Source organism: Pseudomonas sp. LBUM1648, assembly GCF_059716145.1.
Genome location: NZ_CP166808.1, coordinates 5027883 through 5045828, shown reverse-complemented (window position 1 = coordinate 5045828; position 17946 = coordinate 5027883). Strand labels below are relative to the sequence as shown.

Genomic DNA, 17946 nt, shown 5'->3' with positions numbered 1-17946 from the left:
AAGTGAGGATTTCCGGGTTTTTTTTTTGCCTGCGATTCGGGTGCGCGTTCGATCGGTGCTGCCGGCGCTGACACAGGTCAGAATCATCTTTTGTATCAACCGGATATTCTGTAGCCTTGCGCAGCTTCAACGCTGTCCGTGCCTGATAAAACTCACTCTCCCGGCGGTACCCACAAGGGGTCCGGAGCCGGGTGTATACTCGACTTTCGCGCGAAAGCGCCTGCAGGTCTTGCGAACATGACGCAGATTTCCGAACGCCTTCTGGTTCAAGCTCACCTCGACGCGAAACAGCCCAAACCGCTGACCGCCGAGGAAGAGGCTTATTACCGTTCTGCCATCGCCGCCGAGCTCAAGGCTCAGGACGCGGTGCTGGTGGCCCACTTTTATTGCGATCCGGTGATTCAGGCTTTGGCCGAAGAAACCGGCGGCTGTGTCTCCGACTCCCTGGAAATGGCCCGCTTTGGCAACGCTCATCCGGCCAAGACCGTGGTGGTCGCCGGCGTGAAGTTCATGGGTGAGACCGCGAAGATTCTCAATCCGGAAAAACGTGTGCTGATGCCGACCCTGGAAGCGACGTGCTCCTTGGATCTGGGTTGTCCGGTAGACGAGTTCTCGGCGTTCTGCGATCAGCATCCGGAACGCACGGTGGTGGTTTACGCCAACACCTCTGCCGCCGTGAAAGCCCGGGCCGACTGGGTGGTGACGTCGAGTTGCGCGCTGGAGATCGTCGAAAGCCTGATGGACAACGGCGAAACCATCATCTGGGGGCCGGACAAACACCTGGGCACCTACATTCAGCGCAAGACCGGTGCCGACATGCTGCTCTGGGACGGTGCCTGCATCGTCCACGAAGAGTTCAAATCCAAACAGCTCGAGGACATGAAGGCGTTGTACCCGGATGCAGCGATTCTAGTGCACCCGGAGTCGCCGACATCGGTAATCGAACTGGCGGACGCCGTTGGTTCCACCAGCCAATTGATCGCCGCTGCGCAGTCCTTGCCGAACAAGACTCTGATCGTCGCCACGGACCGCGGCATTTTCTACAAGATGCAGCAGCTATGCCCGGACAAGGTCTTCATCGAGGCGCCAACGGCCGGTAACGGCGCAGCGTGCCGCAGTTGCGCACATTGCCCGTGGATGGCCATGAACACCCTTGAGCGCACGCTCAAGAGCTTGAAGGAAGGGACGAACGAGATCTTTGTTGATCCGGCGTTGATTCCGCAGGCGATTCGGCCTTTGAAGCGCATGCTGGATTTCACTCAGGCTGCGCGAATGAAGCTGGCCGGTAACGCTTAAGCGCAAAAAAGCAAAAGATCGCAGCCTGCGGCAGCTCCTACAGAAATCGTTGTAGGCGCTGCCGCAGGTTGCGATCTTTTTTATGTGCGCTACTTTTGCTTCTTCGGAACCCGGACGACCCGAGTATCGGAATAGATGTCATGCCACGTGCGCTTCTGCTTGTCATAGAGCGACCAGAAGAATCCCAGGCCGACGCACAGCCATGAAGCAATCGATACCATAAACCGCAACAGCGCCTGCCACAGGCTGATCGCCGTGCCGTTGGCGTTCTGCACACGAATGCCCCACACCTGCATGCCCAGCGTCTGACCGCCATGGGTCCAGAATTTGGCGAAGAAGGCAAACAGCACCAGGAGCAATACGGTGGAATACAGCGGATCGCCGTCCAGTTGCCCGGCATCGGTCATCACGCGCAGACGTTCTTCGCCGATGATCGCCGCCTGGATGAGCTTGTAGATGAAGCCGGTCACGATCAGAAGGGCGGTGCACAACAGAAAGTCATAGAACATCGCGGCCAGACGACGGCCAAGGCCAGCGGGAGGAAAGTCGCCTTGGGGCGTGAGCAGGTGTTTCGACATGGCGGCCTCTGGACGCGAAATGAAGCGCCATTTTACGGATTCGCGCGCACAAAAAAGCCCCTGATATCAATATCAGGGGCTTTTTCGTTACAGAAGGATCAAGCTTCTGCTTGTACTTCGTCAGCCTGCATGCCTTTCTGGCCTTGCACAGCAACGAAAGTCACTTTCTGGCCTTCTTTCAGGCTTTTGAAGCCGTTGCCCTGAATGGCGCGGAAATGCACGAACAGATCCGGACCGCTTTCTGGAGTGATAAAACCAAAACCTTTCTCGTCGTTAAACCACTTGACGGTACCGCTCTGACGTGTGGACATTTCTTATTTCCTTTGACGCATAAATTGATGACAGTCTCTTTCTCATGAAAGAGTACTGGGGCTGGTTGCAGGAGAGTAAGAAGACGTCGAACGGGATGTAGCTAACTTGTAGGCTACTGCCCAGGTCACGATTCAAAGCTGACCCATGCAAACACAGTGGATAAACTCTACGCCAACTACGGGAGAAAAAACAAGCCCCGTGAGGGCCCCGGTTTTGTTGCGCTTGCTGGCAGTTAGTCAGTTCACTAATGCGGCTTGGACGATTAGCTTTTTCAAAAGTTTTCGAACGTTATAAGCAAAGTTCATATTCGAATCAGTTGTTAGAAAATGCACTTTTTTGTGGCGATTGCGTTACACATTAGTGCACGCATAACGCAATCGCGTTACTTATAGAAACAGCCAATCAACCACGATAGTAGCGTTGTGGGACAAATGGCATTTTGCTTACAAGCATTTGCACCTTTTTCCCACGAACGATGGCCCAGACTGGCGTTTCGAGAGTGACATAAGCGCTGTCGAGGTAACCCATCGCCAATGGGCCGCCCAGTGTCGGGCCGAAGCCGCCGCTGCACACGCTGCCGATGATCTCGTCGGCTTCGTTGACGATTTCTGCGCCTTCACGCACCGGCGTGCGTTCCTGCGGCAGCAGGCCGACACGTTTGCGCGCGACGCCGTTCTGTTGTTGAGCGAAAACCTGCTCCGCCCCAGGGAAACCGCCGGCCCGCGCGCCGTCTGCACGGCGCGGCTTGGAAATCGCCCACAGCAGGCTGGCTTCGATTGGCGTGGTCTCGGTGTTCATGTCGTGGCCGTAGAGGCACAGGCCGGCTTCCAGACGCAGCGAGTCGCGCGCGCCGAGGCCGATGGCCTGGACTTCCGGTTCGGCCAACAGGGCGCGAGCGAGTTTTTCCGCATCGGCGGCCGGCACCGAGATTTCGAAACCGTCTTCACCGGTGTAGCCAGAACGGCTGACAAAGCAGTCCACGCCCAACAGGTTCACGCGGTTGAACTGCATGAAGGTCATCTTCGCCACGTCAGGAGCAAGGCGCGCCAGCACGGTCACTGCGGCCGGACCTTGCAGGGCGAGCAGGGCGCGCTCTTCGAACAGCGCCGTAATGGTGCACTGATCGCCGATGTGTTTTCGCAAGTGAGCCAGATCCTGATCCTTGCACGCAGCGTTCACTACGAGGAACAGCTCATCGTTACCGAGGTTGGCGACCATCAGGTCATCGAGAATGCCACCGCTCTCGTTGGTGAACATCGCGTAACGCTGCATGCCCACTGGCAGGTCGATGATGTCCACCGGCACCAAGGTTTCCAGGGCTTTGGCGGCGTTGGCGCCGGTCAGGCGGATCTGGCCCATGTGCGAAACATCGAACAGCCCGGCTTGCTCACGGGTGTGCTGGTGCTCCTTCATCACGCCGAGTGGGTATTGCACCGGCATGTCGTAGCCGGCGAACGGCACCATGCGGGCGCCGAGTTCGATGTGCAGAGCGTGCAGCGGGGTTTTCGACAGTTGTTCGGTGGACATGCGGAACTCCTTGATTCACACCAACCCTCTCCCGGAGGGAGAAGGGGCTAATTAGCATTCGATAATGTTGACCGCCAGACCGCCGCGAGCGGTCTCTTTGTATTTGCTTTTCATGTCGGCGCCGGTCTGGCGCATGGTGCGGATAACTTTGTCGAGGGAGACGAAATGTTGACCGTCGCCACGCATGGCCATGCGCACCGCGTTTATCGCTTTCACCGAGCCCATGGCATTGCGCTCGATGCACGGCACTTGCACCAACCCGCCAATCGGGTCGCAGGTCAGGCCGAGGTTGTGTTCCATGCCGATTTCCGCCGCGTTCTCGACTTGCTGCACGCTGCCACCGAGCACTTCGCACAACGCCCCGGCAGCCATTGAACAAGCCACACCGACCTCGCCCTGACAGCCGACTTCAGCACCGGAAATCGAAGCGTTTTCCTTGTACAGAATGCCTATGGCGGCGGCGGTCAGCAGAAATCGCACGACGCCGTCATCGGTGGAACCGGGGATAAAACGCATGTAGTAATGCAGCACGGCCGGAATGATCCCGGCCGCGCCGTTGGTTGGCGCGGTGACCACGCGCCCGCCGTTAGCGTTTTCTTCGTTGACCGCCAGCGCGTAGAGATTGACCCAGTCGAGCACCGACAGCGGATCGCGCAACGCCGACTCCGGGTTCTTGCACAGTTGCCGATGCAGCGCTGCCGCGCGACGTTTGACTTTCAAACCGCCCGGCAAGATGCCTTCGTTACGACAACCAGCAGCCACGCAGTCCTGCATCACTTGCCAGATCTTCAGCAGACCGGCACGGGTTTCCGCTTCCGGGCGCCAGGCGCTTTCGTTGGTCAGCATCACTTGGCTGATCGACAGACCGTAAGTGCTGCAATGCGTGAGCAAGTCCTTGGCGCTTTTGAACGGAAAAGTCAGCGGCGTGGCGTCTTCGACGATGCGGTCGGCACCGGCCGCGTCCTCATCGACAACAAAACCACCGCCGACCGAGTAGTACTCGCGGCTGCGGATCTGAATGCCCGCCGCGTCGAACGCGCGGAAAATCATGCCGTTGGGGTGATAGGCCAGCGGCTTGCGGATCATCGCCAGATGTTCTTTTTCGTTGAACGCGATGCTGTGTTCACCGAGCAGATTCAAGCGGCCGCTGCCGCGAATGTCTTGCAGACGGGCAGCGACGGTTTCGGTGTCGACGGTGTCCGGGTGTTCGCCTTCAAGGCCGAGCAACACGGCTTTGTCGCTGCCGTGCCCCTTGCCGGTGGCTCCGAGCGAGCCGTACAGCTCGACTCGAACGCTGGCGGTGGTGGTCAGCAGGTTTTCACGACGCAAGCCTTCGGCGAAGCGCGCGGCTGCGCGCATCGGGCCGACGGTGTGGGAACTGGAGGGGCCGATGCCAATCTTGAACAGGTCGAACACGCTTAACGACATGAGTGGTTCTCCGGTTTCTTGTTATAGGAATTGGCGCAATATCAGGCTGGTTACATCCCCCTGTAGGAGCTGCCGAAGGCTGCGATCTTTTGATCCTGATCTTTCAACAGCAAGATCAAAAGATCGCAGCCTTCGGCAGCTCCTACAGGTGAAGCGGTAGGGGCGAGTGGTTCGCCCCTTTCCGGTTTAAGCGTAGCTTTCGATCGACGGGCAGGCGCAGACCAGATTGCGGTCGCCGAACACGTTGTCGACGCGACCGACCGGCGGCCAGTACTTGCCTTCGATCAACGAGGCCACCGGGTACACGGCTTGCTCGCGGCTGTACGAGTGAGTCCACTCGCCAACCAGTTCGGCTGCGGTGTGCGGCGCGTTTTTCAACGGGTTGTCGTCCTTGTCCAAGGTGCCGTTTTCCACTGCGCGGATTTCTTCGCGGATGCGGATCATGGCGTCGCAGAAGCGGTCCAGTTCTTCCCTGGATTCGCTTTCGGTCGGCTCGATCATCAGCGTGCCGGCGACCGGGAACGACATGGTCGGGGCGTGGAAGCCAAAGTCGATCAGGCGCTTGGCAACGTCATCAACGCTGATGCCGCTGCTGTCTTTCAGTGGACGCAGATCGAGGATGCACTCGTGTGCCACCAGACCGTTGCTGCCGGTGTACAGCACTGGGTAGTGTTCTTCCAGGCGACGGGAAATGTAGTTAGCGTTGAGGATCGCCAGTTGCGAAGCGCGCTTCAGACCGGCGCCGCCCATCATCCGAATGTACATCCAGGTGATCGGCAGAATGCTCGCGCTGCCGAACGGTGCCGCGCAGACCGCGCCTTCTTTACGCTCCATGGTGCCGTGACCCGGCAGGAACGGCGTCAGGTGCGACTTGACGCCAATCGGGCCGACGCCCGGGCCGCCACCGCCGTGGGGGATGCAGAAAGTTTTGTGCAGGTTCAGGTGCGAGACGTCGCCACCGAACTTGCCCGGGGCGCAGAGACCGACCATTGCGTTCATGTTGGCGCCATCGATGTAAACCTGGCCGCCGTTGTCATGAATGATCCCGCAGATTTCGCGGATGCCTTCTTCGAACACGCCGTGAGTCGACGGGTAGGTGATCATCAGCGCAGCGAGGTGTTCGCGGTGCTCAATGGCTTTGGCGCGCAGGTCTTCGATGTCGACGTTGCCGCGAGCGTCGCACGCGGTCACGACCACACGCATGCCAGCCATGTTGGCGGTGGCCGGGTTGGTGCCGTGGGCGGACGACGGGATCAGGCAGATGTCGCGACGGTCATCGCCACGGCTCTGGTGATAGGCGCGGATGGCCAGCAGGCCCGCGTATTCACCTTGCGAACCGGCGTTCGGTTGCAGCGAGATCGAGTCGTAACCGGTGGCGGCGCAGAGCATCGCTTCCAGTTCATCGGTCAGTTGCTGATAGCCGGCGCTTTGCGCGGCCGGAGCGAACGGGTGCAGGGCACCGAATTCAGCCCAGGTCACCGGGATCATTTCGCTGGCAGCGTTGAGTTTCATGGTGCACGAACCCAGCGGGATCATGGTGCGATCCAGTGCCAGATCCTTGTCCGCCAGTTTGCGCAGGTAGCGCATCAGCTCGGTTTCCGAGTGATAACGGTTGAACACCGGGTGGCTGAGGATCGGCGACTGACGAACCAGCGCAGCTGGGATGGTGCTCTGCACCGAAGCGGCGAGGGCGGCGAAGTCCGGCAGGGTCTTGCCGTCGGCAAACACGCTCCACAGAGTTTCGATGTCAGCCTGCGTGGTGGTTTCGTCGACAGACAGACCGACACGCTGAGCATCGACGACGCGCAGGTTGATCTGCTGGGCGTGAGCCTTGTCGTGCAGCGCAGCGGTTTGCGCGCCGGTGGCCAGCGTCAGGGTGTCGAAGAAGCTTTCCTGCTCGACGTTCAAGCCCAGCGCGGTCAGGCCCTTGGCCAGAATCGCGGTCAGGTGATGCACGCGGTTGGCGATCTGGGTCAGGCCTTTCGGGCCGTGGTAGACGGCGTACATGCTGGCGATGTTGGCCAGCAGCACTTGCGCGGTGCAGATGTTCGACGTGGCCTTCTCGCGGCGGATGTGTTGCTCTCGGGTCTGCATCGCCAGACGCAGGGCCGGCTTGCCGAAACGGTCAACCGACACACCGACCAGACGGCCCGGCATGTCGCGCTTGAACGCATCTTTAGTCGAGAAGTAAGCCGCGTGCGGGCCACCGAAGCCCAGCGGCACACCGAAGCGTTGTGCGCTGCCGATGGCGACGTCCGCGCCGAACTCGCCCGGAGCGGTCAGCAGGGTCAGGGCCAGGAGGTCGGCAGCCACGGCCACCAGAGCGTTGGCGGCGTGGAAGCGTTCGGTCAGTTCGCGGTAGTCGAACACATCACCGTTGCTCGCCGGGTATTGCAGCAGGGCGCCGAAGAACGGGGTGACGTCGGTCAGTTCACGCTCATCGCCGACAACCACGTCGATGCCCAGCGGCTCGGCACGGGTGCGCAGCACGTCGAGGGTTTGCGGGTGGCTGTGGATCGAGGCGAAGAACTGGTGGCTGCCCTTGTTCTTGCTCAGGCGTTTGCAGAAGGTCATGGCTTCGGCAGCGGCGGTGGCTTCGTCGAGCAAGGATGCGTTGGCGATCGGCAGGCCGGTGAGGTCGCTGATCAGGGTCTGGAAGTTCAGCAGCGCTTCGAGACGGCCCTGGGAGATTTCTGGCTGGTACGGCGTGTAAGCGGTGTACCAGGCCGGGTTTTCCAGGAGGTTGCGCAGGATCGGCGACGGCGTGTGGCAGTTGTAATAGCCCTGGCCGATGTAGGTCTTGAAGAGTTGGTTCTTGCCGGCGATGGATTTGATCATCGCCAGTGCGTCGGCTTCGCTCAGGCCATCGTCCATGCCGAGTACGCTGGTGCCCTTGATGCTTTCCGGGATGACGCTGGCGCTCAGGGCTTCGAGCGAATCGAAGCCGAGGCTGTTGAGCATGGCTTGCTCGTCACCGGCGCGCGGGCCGATGTGACGGGCGATGAATTCGTTGGCGGTGCCAAGGTTTACTTGTGTCATGTCGGCTCTCCTCAGGCTTCGGCTTGGGCTTTGATCAGACGGTCGTAAGCGTCTTGATCCAGCAGTTTGCCGACAGCGGCGGCGTCGGATGGCTGGAAGCGGAAGAACCAGCCTTCGCCCAGCGGATCTTCGTTGACCAGTTCAGGGCTGTCTTCAAGCGCCGGGTTCACTTCCAGCACTTCGCCGTCGAGGGGCATGTACACGCCGCTGGCGGCTTTTACCGATTCCACGGTGGCGGCTTCGGCGCCTTTGTCGTAGGACTGCAGCTCAGGCAGTTGCACGAATACCACGTCGCCCAGGGCGTTCTGCGCAAAAGCGGTGATGCCGACAGTAACGCTGCCATCAGCTTCAGTGCGCAGCCATTCGTGATCTTCAGTAAAACGCAACTCGCTCATGGAAACTCCTCAGGGGCCGGACTCGTCCGGTGGACGCGGTGGAAAGCGTGGGCAGGGAAGCCCTTATTTATGAGCGGTTGATTAGCAAGAACGCGGCCAAGGTTTATTTATTGTTTTAAATCAATGGCTTGAGTGTTTATTTAGAAAGGGTGATTGATGCGTGCGTAGCGAAATCGCTACAGCATAGGGCGAGGAAAAAAGCTGAAGCGGATCAAAGCCTTGCACAGCGGTGGCTTGAACGGTGTGTATCGATATCGTTCCGCTGTAGCGCTTTCAGTACAGAAAGAGGTCGTTTTTGAACGGATTTCGAATCCGTTACATAACCGTGTTCAGGGTTTGTTGGGAATGCCGTATTTGCGCAATCGGTGGGCGATGGCTGTATGCGACGTTTGCAGGCGGCTGGCCAGTTGGCGGGTCGAGGGGTAGCTGACGTAGAGTTTTTCCAGCAGCGATCTTTCGAAGGACTCGACGGCTTGTTCGAGGCTATCGACATCGCTGTCGGTCTGTCGGGCCACCGAGGTGCCGGCGATGTCGAGGTCGCCGATGTCGACGAGGCTGCTTTCGCAGATCGCAGCGGCGCGGAAGATCACGTTCTGCAATTGCCGTACGTTGCCCGGCCAGCGGTTGCCGAGGAGTGCCGGATAGGTGCCGGGGGCGAGGCGGCAGACCGGGCGCTGGATCTGCGCGCAGGCCTGCTGCATGAAATAACGCGCCAACAACAGAATGTCCTGACCGCGTTCGCGCAGCGGCGGCACTTCGACGTTAAGCACGTTGAGGCGGTAGAACAGGTCTTCGCGGAACAGGCCTTCGCTGACCATTTTCTCCAGATCGCGGTGGGTTGCACTGAGGATTCGTACGTTGACCTTCACTTCTCGATCACCGCCGACCCGGCGGAAGCTGCCGTCATTCAAAAAACGCAGCAGTTTGGCCTGCAAGTACGGCGACATCTCGCCGATCTCGTCGAGAAACACCGTGCCCTGGTTCGCCAGCTCCATCAGCCCCGGTTTGCCACCGCGTGCGGCACCTGTGAAGGCGCCGGGGGCGTAGCCGAACAGTTCGCTCTCGGCGAGGTTCTCCGGCAGGGCCGCGCAGTTCAGGGCCAGAAACGGCGCACTGTGCCGCGTACTGATGGCGTGGCAGGCGCGGGCGACCAGTTCTTTACCGGTCCCGGTTTCGCCTTGAATCAGCAGCGGTGCATCGAGTGCGGCAACGCGTTGCGCGCGGGCCTTGAGGGTGCGGATCGCCGGGGATTCGCCGAGCAACGCATCGAAACCTTCGGCGTGGTCATGGTGCAGCGCCGAGAGTTGTTCACCGATGCGGTTCGGTTGATACAGGGTGAGCAGGGCGCCGGCGTCGGTAATCGGCGTGGCATCGAGCAGCAGGGTCTGGCCGTTGACGGTGATCTCGCGCAGCGGCAGGCGGAAACCTTGCTCAAGCAGGGTGTCGAGCAGGCCGGAGTCATTGAACAGTTCCGCGACACTTTCGCCCGCCGGTTCGCGACCGTACAGCGCGATCAATGCCGGGTTGGCCAATAGCACCTTGCCGGCGCTGTCGAGAGCGAGCACCGGGTCGGTCATCGCCGCGAGCAAGGCGTCGAGCTGCAAGTGCCGACGCTGGCCGGGGAGGATGTCGACCACCGTCACCGCTTCCACGCCGAGCACGCGAAACAGCGCATCCTTGAGTTCTTCGAGCACTTGCGGGCTGAGCGTTGGCGCGTCGATGTAGACGTTCGGCGGGATCATTTCCACCGCATCCAGATTGAGGTTGCGCCCACCGAGGATAGCCAGGACTTCCTGGGTGATGCCGACGCGGTCGATGAAGCTGACGTGGATACGCATGGGGCGGTTTAGTGTTCTGCAGTGCGGAGGGTGGCAAGTATGCCTTAAATCAAAAGCACCCTCACCCCAGCCCTCTCCCAAGGGGAGAGGGAGCTGACCGAGGTGTCTCGGGTTTGACATCGACCTGGAAGAGACAGTCGATTATGGATTCGGTAAAGCAGGATCAGGTCGGCGTAACTCTGCAGCATCCCCCAATCAATCCCCTCTCCCTTTGGGAGAGGGCTAGGGTGAGGGGCTTTTGAGGGTTATTCGAAGTGCTCAAGATTGACCGGGTCGCCGGATTTCATGTCCAGCTGCTTACGGATGTCTTCAAACATCATGTCGTAATGCTTGTGCACCGAACCGATCTGACTGTGAGTCTTGGGAATGCCGTACTGCTCGGCGATTTTCGTCACGTTGTTGGCAAAGTTGTAGGCCTCCTCCTTGGGCAGGAAGAAGGTCTCTTTCATGTCCTTTCCCTGAAGGTTGCCATGCATCGTGAACTGGATGCCTTTGCCTTTTTGCGGATCGGTGAACACTTCATAGTCGAGGTGCACGTTGTAACTGACATCGTCCGGGGTCAACGCATGTCGCTCGATGTGCAAATGACCGGGTTCAAACTGGGCCATGGGTTTCTCCTTTCAAGGCATGGGAGAAGGGCAGACCCTACATCTGCCCTCGGAGTTTCTAATTATCGATAGGTGATACCAGGCTTGGCAGTACTGACCCGTGTGCCGGCAGTACCCTGGACGATCGCTTCGATGTCCGCCAGCGAACCGATCACCGCGACCTTGCCAGTATGGCGCGCGAATTCACAAGCTGCCTGCACCTTCGGCCCCATGGAGCCGGCGGCGAAGCCGAGGCGTTCGAGTTCGTCCGGGTGCGCCTCAGCGATGGCTTTCTGGCTTGGTTTGCCGAAGTCGATGAAGGCGGCGTTGACGTCGGTGGCAATCACCAGCAACTCCGCTTCCAGTTGTTCAGCCAGCAGCGAGGAGCACAGATCCTTGTCGATCACCGCCTCGATGCCCTTGAGGTGGCGGTTCTCGTCGTACATGGTCGGAATGCCGCCGCCACCGGCGCAGATGACGATGCTGCCCTTGTCCAGCAGCCACTTGATCGGGCGGATCTCGAAGATGCGCTTCGGCCGTGGGCTGGCTACTACACGGCGGTACTTGTCGCCGTCAGGAGCGATGGCCCAGCCTTTTTCAGCAGCAAGTTTTTCCGCTTCAGCCTTGTCGTAGACCGGGCCGATGGGTTTGGTCGGGTTCTTGAACGCCGGGTCGTTGGCGTCGACTTCGACCTGGGTCAGCAGGGTGGCGAACGGCACTTCGAAGTCCAGCAGGTTGCCCAGTTCCTGTTCGATGATGTAGCCGATCATGCCTTCGGTTTCGGCGCCGAGCACGTCCAGCGGGTAAGGGGTGACGGAGGTGTAGGCTGCCGCTTGCAGCGACAGCAGGCCGACTTGCGGGCCATTGCCGTGGGCGATGACCAGTTGATTGCCGGGATGGATCTTGGCGATTTGCTCGGTGGCGATGCGGATGTTGGCGCGCTGATTGTCAGCGGTCATCGGTTCACCACGGCGGAGCAGGGCGTTACCGCCCAACGCTACGACGATACGCATGGTGCATGTCCTTCTGGAAAACAGTGATTTGTTGATCGTTCCCGCGCTCAGCGTGGGAATGCCGCCACTGACGCTCCGCGTCCGCTTTGACGCAGAGCGTCACGGGATGCATTCCCACGCGGGAGCGTGGGAACGATCACGGGTCAGTAGTGGTTAAAGATCAGCCAGCGCCGACACCAGAATTGCCTTGATGGTGTGCATGCGGTTTTCCGCTTGCTCGAAGGCGATGTTGGCCGGGGATTCGAACACGTCCTCCGTCACTTCGACGCCATTGGCCAAGTGTGGATAGCGTGCGGCAATGTCTTTGCCGACCTTGGTTTCGCTGTTATGGAACGCCGGCAGGCAGTGCATGAATTTCACGCGTGGGTTGCCGGAGGCTTTCATCATTTTGCTGTTGACCTGGTACGGCAGCAGTTGCTCGATACGCTCGTCCCACGCTTCGACCGGCTCGCCCATCGATACCCAGATGTCGGTGTGAATGAAGTCGACGCCTTTGACCGCTTCTTTCGGATCTTCGGTAATGGTGATGCGCGCGCCGCTTTCTTCGGCGAATTCTTTGCATTGCGCGATGAAGTCAGCGTGCGGCCACAGGGCTTTCGGTGCAGCGATGCGCACGTCCATACCGAGTTTGGCGCCGATCATCAGCAGCGAGTTACCCATGTTGTAACGGGCGTCGCCGAGGTAGGCGTAGCTGATGTCGTGCATCGGTTTGTCGCTGTGTTCGCGCATGGTCAGCACGTCGGCGATCATTTGTGTCGGATGGAATTCGGCGGTCAGACCGTTGAACACCGGCACTCCGGCGAACTTGGCCAGCTCTTCGACGATTTCCTGTTCGAAGCCACGGTACTCGATGGCATCAAACATCCGGCCGAGTACGCGGGCGGTGTCTTTCATGCTTTCTTTGTGGCCGATCTGCGACGACACCGGGTCAATGTAGGTGACGTGAGCGCCTTGGTCGTGCGCCGCGACTTCGAAGGCGCAACGGGTGCGGGTCGAGGTTTTTTCGAAGATCAGCGCGATGTTCTTGCCTTGCAGGTGTGGACGCTCGGTGCCGGTGTATTTGGCGCGTTTGAGGTCGCGGGACAGGTCGATCAGGTAGTTGATCTCGCGAGTGGTGTGGTGCATCAAACTCAGCAAGCTGCGGTTGCGCATATTAAAAGCCATGATGGATCTCCTTGCCCGACATTGTGAAAGCTACTGCAGGCTGTGCGCCTTCGGCGCTACGCTTTCACAGCGTCGGGTCGTCATTAGTCAAAAAATCAGTAATCGATCGGGTCGCGGATGATCGGGCAGGTCATGCAGTGGCCGCCGCCACGGCCACGGCCCAATTCCCCGGCGCTGATGGTTATGACCTCCACGCCAGCCTTGCGCAGCAGGGTGTTGGTGTAGGTGTTGCGGTCGTAGCCGATGACCACGCCCGGCTCCACGGCGACGACGTTGTTACCGTCGTCCCATTGCTCGCGTTCGGCGGCGAAGCTGTTGCCGCCGGTTTCCACCACGCGCAGCTTCGGCAGGTTGAGGGCGGCAGCCACGGTGTCGAGGAAGCTCGATTCTTCGCGGCGGATGTCGATGCCGCCCTGTTTGCTTTCGTCAGGTCGCAGGGTGAAGGCGACGATCTGGTTGACCACTTCCGGGAAAATCGTCACAAGGTCGCGGTCGCAGAAGCTGAACACGGTGTCCAGGTGCATCGCCGCGCGAGACTTTGGCAGACCGGCAACGATGACTTTTTCCACGGCTTTGTTCTTGAACAGGTTCAGCGCCAGTTGGCCGATGGCCTGACGGGATGAGCGCTCGCCCATGCCGATCAACACCACACCGTTGCCGATCGGCATCACGTCGCCGCCTTCAAGTGTGGAGTTGCCGTGATCCTTGTCCGGGTCGCCGTACCAGATCTCGAAATCGGCGTTGGTGAACTGCGGGTGGAATTTGTAGATGGCCGTGGCCAGCAGGGTTTCCTGACGACGCGCCGGCCAGTACATCGGGTTCAGCGTCACGCCGCCGTAGATCCAGCACGTGGTGTCGCGGGTGAACTGAGTGTTCGGCAGCGGTGGCAGGATGAAGCTGGAGTGGCCGAGGAAGTCGCGGAACATCTGGATGGTCTTGCCGCCGAAGCTGTCCGGCAGGTCATCGGCGGAGACGCCGCCAATCAGAAACTCGGCGATGTGCCGTGGTTCAAGGCTTTTCAGCCAGGATTTCACCTCGCTGATCAGGCCCAGGCCCACCGAATCGGCGGTGACCTTGCGATCGAGAATCCAGTCCAGTGCCTCAGGGATGGCGACGATGTCGGTCAGCAGGTTGTGCATTTCCAGCACATCGATCCCGCGTTCACGCATCTTGGTGACGAAGTCGAAGTGGTCGCGCTTGGCCTGGGCGACCCACAGCACATCGTCGAACAGCAGTTCATCGCAGTTGTTCGGGGTCAGGCGCTGATGGGCCAGACCAGGGGAGCAGACCATGACTTTGCGCAGTTTGCCGGCTTCGGAATGTACGCCGTACTTAACTTTTTCCGTGGTCATTGCAGTGATCCTCCAGATAACTAATCAATCAGGTGTTACAGAGTCAGGAAGCCGTCATACAGTCCGTAGGCCGCGACCAGCGCGCCCACAACCACTGCGGCGAAAATCAGCTTCTCGACGTTGGTGAAAACCGCTTGCTTGAGTTCGAGCTTGGCCTTGGCGAACAGGAACGCGCCGGGGGCATAAAGCAGGGCCGAGAGCAGCAGGTATTTGATGCCGCCGGCGTACAGCAGCCAGATCGCGTAGATCAGGGCGATCCCGCCGATGATCAGATCCTTGCGCCGCTCGGCCGCGAAGCCTTCGTAGGTTTCGCCGCGCACCGCCAGCAGTACGGCATAGGCCGCCGACCACAGGTACGGCACCAGAATCATCGAGGTGGCGAGGTAGATCAGCGACAGGTAAGTGCTGGCCGAGAACAGGGTGATGATCAGGAAAATCTGCACCATCGCGTTGGTCAGCCAGAGGGCGTTGACCGGCACGTGGTTGGCGTTCTCCTTGCGCAGGAACTCCGGCATGGTGTGGTCTTTGGCGGCGGCAAACATGATCTCCGCACACAACAACACCCACGACAACAGCGCCCCCAGCAGCGAGATGATCAGACCGACGCTGATCAGCACCGCGCCCCAGTGACCGACCACATGCTCAAGCACGGCGGCCATCGACGGGTTCTGCAGTTTGGCCAACTCTGGCTGAGTCATGATGCCCAGCGACAGCACGTTCACCAGCACCAGAAACAGCAGCACGGTGATGAAGCCGATCACGGTGGCCTTGCCCACGTCGGAGCGTTTTTCCGCCCGGGCCGAGAAGATGCTCGCGCCTTCGATGCCGATGAACACCCACACGGTGACCAGCATCATGTTGCGCACCTGATTCATCACACTGCCCAAATCAGGGTTTTTCACGCCCCAGATGTCAGCGGTGAAGATATCCAGTTTGAACGCGAAGAACGCGATCATCACGAACAACAGCAGTGGCACCACCTTGGCGACCGTGGTCACCAGGTTGATGAATGCCGCTTCCTTGATCCCGCGCAGCACCAGGAAATGCACGGCCCACAGCAGCACGGAGGCGCCAATCACCGCAGCGACGGTGTTGCCTTCGCCGAAAACCGGAAAGAAATAACCGAGGGTGCTGAACAACAGGACGAAGTAACCGACGTTGCCCAGCCAGGCACTGATCCAGTAACCCCAGGCCGAAGAGAAACCCATGTAATCGCCGAACCCGGCCTTGGCGTAGGCGTACACGCCGCCGTCCAGGTCAGGCTTGCGATTGGCGAGGGTTTGAAAGACAAAAGCGAGGGTGAGCATGCCGACAGCGGTGATGGCCCAACCGATCAGTACCGCGCCGACGTCGGCGCTGGCGGCCATGTTTTGTGGCAAAGAGAATATCCCGCCACCGATCATTGATCCGACGACCAAGGCAACCAGTGCACCTAATCGTAGTTTTCCGGGAGCTTCAGACATTGCATGACTCCATTGCAGGAGAGAAGAGTTCACAGCGTAGTTCTGTTGACTGATCAAACTACTGACTTAGATCAGTGCATAGGCACATTCCATTGTTAATGAATGACTTATGAAGCGCCTGATGGCATAAAGCGACTGCCTGAAAGGCCCATTCCAGAGGCTTTCGGCGATGGATTTGGGAATTGATCCTATTACTTTCGAACTATCACCCTAGTTCTTTTTCAGGTTTTGGCAAATTTCCTCATCTGTTTTCAGTACAGAATCGAATAATCAGGATCAGCAAATAAAGCGACTATCCGTGTTAGGCATTAGCGTCATTGGCTATATATAACGGGCATTAATTGGCGTTATTCAATAAACGTACTTACGCTTTATCCGTTTAGTTAAAAGCAACATCTTTTTGATAATTGCCAGAGCAGGAGAAGGGAGACTGGAATGTCGCAACCGACGCAAAAGCTGCGACTGGGTGCGTTGATCGCCCTGGTGGTGGGGTCGATGATTGGCGGGGGGATTTTCTCCCTGCCGCAAAACATGGCGGCACGGGCCGATGCCGGGGCGATTTTGATCGGTTGGGGCATCACCGCGATCGGCATGTTGACCCTTGCTTTCGTGTTCCAGACCCTGGCCAATCGCAAGCCCGAACTGGACTCGGGGGTCTATGCCTACGCCAAGGCCGGGTTTGGCGACTACATGGGGTTCTCGTCGGCGTGGGGTTACTGGATCAGCGCCTGGCTGGGTAACGTCGGCTATTTCGTCCTGCTCTTCAGCACCCTCGGCTACTTCTTTCCGGTGTTCGGCCAGGGCAACACACCGGTTGCCATCGGCTGCGCGTCGGTGCTGCTGTGGGCCGTGCATTTTCTGGTGATGCGCGGGATCAAGGAGGCGACGTTCATCAACCAGGTGACCACCGTGGCCAAGATCGTGCCGCTGATCATGTTCATCGTCATCGCTGCCGTGGCGTTCAAGGCTGACGTTTTTACCCGCGATATCTGGGGCCGCAGCAATCCGAGTTTTGGCGGGGTGATGGATCAGGTGCGCAACATGATGCTGGTGACAGTGTTTGTGTTCATCGGCATCGAAGGCGCCAGCGTGTACTCGGCACGGGCGCAGAAGCGCAGTGACGTCGGCCGTGCCACGGTGATCGGATTTATCGGCGTGCTGGCGTTGCTGGTGCTGGTCAACGTGCTGTCGCTGGGGATCATGAGCCAGCCGGAACTGGCCAACCTGCAGAACCCGTCGCTGGCGGCGGTGCTGGAACATATCGTCGGGCCGTGGGGCGCACTGCTGATCAGCCTCGGGCTGGCGGTTTCACTGCTGGGGGCGTTGTTGTCGTGGGCGTTGTTGTGCGCCGAAATCCTTTTCGCTACGGCCCGAGACAACACCATGCCGGCGTTCCTGAAAAAGGAAAACGCCAATCATGTGCCGGTCAATGCGTTGTGGCTGACCAACGTGATGATCCAGATTTTTCTGCTGATCACGCTGTTCTCGGCAGGCACTTACACCAGCCTGATCTACCTCGCCTCGTCGATGATTCTGGTGCCGTATCTGTGGTCGGCGGCGTACGCCGTGCTGTTGAGTGGGCGCGGCGAAACCTACGAACACGCCTCGGCCGAACGCACCAAGGATCTGCTGATCGGTGGCATCGCCCTGTGTTATGCGGTGTGGTTGTTGTACGCCGGCGGGGTGAAGTATTTGCTGTTGTCGGCGTTGCTGTATGCGCCGGGGGTGATCCTGTTTGCCAAAGCCAAGCATGAACAGGGTGAGCCGCTGTTCACCACGGTGGAGAAGGGTATTTTTACCGGCGTGATCATTGGGGCAGGGCTGGCGGCTTATGGGTTGTACAGCGGGGTGTTGTCGTTGTGAGGTTTCTCGCGTCGCGGCAGTGGTCGGCATAGACGGCGGATCTGGTGTGAAGGTGTTGTGGACGTCTTTGAACCGGGCTGATTGATCAGGT

At 59.4% G+C, this 17946-nt stretch carries 14 protein-coding genes; 2 read left to right on the top strand and 12 right to left on the bottom strand.

What is annotated here, in order from left to right:
• Positions 1–237 precede the first annotated feature (237 nt).
• Positions 238–1296 (top strand): quinolinate synthase NadA, encoded by a 1059-nt coding sequence (gene nadA / locus ACA043_RS22895; protein WP_016773509.1) that lies wholly within the window; start codon positions 238–240, stop codon positions 1294–1296.
• Positions 1297–1385: 89 nt separating this feature from the next.
• Here the strand turns inward: nadA and ACA043_RS22890 are convergent, their stop codons facing one another.
• From ACA043_RS22890 to arcD (ACA043_RS22835), 12 genes are all read right to left on the bottom strand, one after another.
• Complete coding sequence (locus tag ACA043_RS22890) at positions 1386–1874, bottom strand: RDD family protein (RefSeq protein WP_401272208.1); 489 nt, start codon at positions 1872–1874, stop codon at positions 1386–1388.
• A 98-nt stretch (positions 1875–1972) separates the two neighbouring features.
• A complete protein-coding gene (locus ACA043_RS22885; RefSeq protein WP_003227496.1) occupies positions 1973–2185 on the bottom strand; it encodes a cold-shock protein in 213 nt (70 codons plus the stop codon).
• Between the two features lie 403 nt (positions 2186–2588).
• Positions 2589–3713, bottom strand: coding sequence for a glycine cleavage system aminomethyltransferase GcvT (gcvT, locus tag ACA043_RS22880; RefSeq protein WP_187679762.1), 1125 nt, complete (start codon positions 3711–3713; stop codon positions 2589–2591).
• Between the two features lie 51 nt (positions 3714–3764).
• Entirely contained in the window at positions 3765–5141 is a 1377-nt protein-coding gene (locus ACA043_RS22875) for an L-serine ammonia-lyase (protein ID WP_187679761.1), read from the bottom strand.
• A gap of 186 nt (positions 5142–5327) precedes the next feature.
• Complete coding sequence (gcvP, locus tag ACA043_RS22870) at positions 5328–8180, bottom strand: aminomethyl-transferring glycine dehydrogenase (protein ID WP_497657976.1); 2853 nt, start codon at positions 8178–8180, stop codon at positions 5328–5330.
• Between the two features lie 11 nt (positions 8181–8191).
• On the bottom strand, positions 8192–8575 hold the full coding sequence (gcvH, locus tag ACA043_RS22865; protein WP_187679759.1) for a glycine cleavage system protein GcvH: 384 nt from the start codon (positions 8573–8575) through the stop codon (positions 8192–8194).
• A 329-nt stretch (positions 8576–8904) separates the two neighbouring features.
• Positions 8905–10413, bottom strand: coding sequence for a transcriptional regulator GcsR (gene gcsR / locus ACA043_RS22860; protein ID WP_401271174.1), 1509 nt, complete (start codon positions 10411–10413; stop codon positions 8905–8907).
• Between the two features lie 245 nt (positions 10414–10658).
• Positions 10659–11021 (bottom strand): DUF5064 family protein, encoded by a 363-nt coding sequence (locus ACA043_RS22855; protein ID WP_401271172.1) that lies wholly within the window; start codon positions 11019–11021, stop codon positions 10659–10661.
• 62 nt (positions 11022–11083) lie between these two features.
• Positions 11084–12013, bottom strand: coding sequence for a carbamate kinase (arcC, locus tag ACA043_RS22850; RefSeq protein WP_497657975.1), 930 nt, complete (start codon positions 12011–12013; stop codon positions 11084–11086).
• Between the two features lie 153 nt (positions 12014–12166).
• Positions 12167–13177 (bottom strand): ornithine carbamoyltransferase, encoded by a 1011-nt coding sequence (locus ACA043_RS22845; RefSeq protein WP_401271167.1) that lies wholly within the window; start codon positions 13175–13177, stop codon positions 12167–12169.
• 95 nt (positions 13178–13272) lie between these two features.
• Positions 13273–14529: an arginine deiminase gene (gene arcA, locus ACA043_RS22840; protein ID WP_187679754.1), complete on the bottom strand. Its 1257-nt coding sequence runs from the start codon at positions 14527–14529 to the stop codon at positions 13273–13275.
• A 35-nt stretch (positions 14530–14564) separates the two neighbouring features.
• A complete protein-coding gene (gene arcD / locus ACA043_RS22835) occupies positions 14565–15992 on the bottom strand; it encodes an arginine-ornithine antiporter (RefSeq protein WP_401271162.1) in 1428 nt (475 codons plus the stop codon).
• Positions 15993–16427: 435 nt separating this feature from the next.
• Between arcD (ACA043_RS22835) and arcD (ACA043_RS22830) the strand changes: the two genes are divergently transcribed.
• Entirely contained in the window at positions 16428–17855 is a 1428-nt protein-coding gene (arcD, locus tag ACA043_RS22830; protein ID WP_497615204.1) for an arginine-ornithine antiporter, read from the top strand.
• Positions 17856–17946 lie beyond the last annotated feature (91 nt).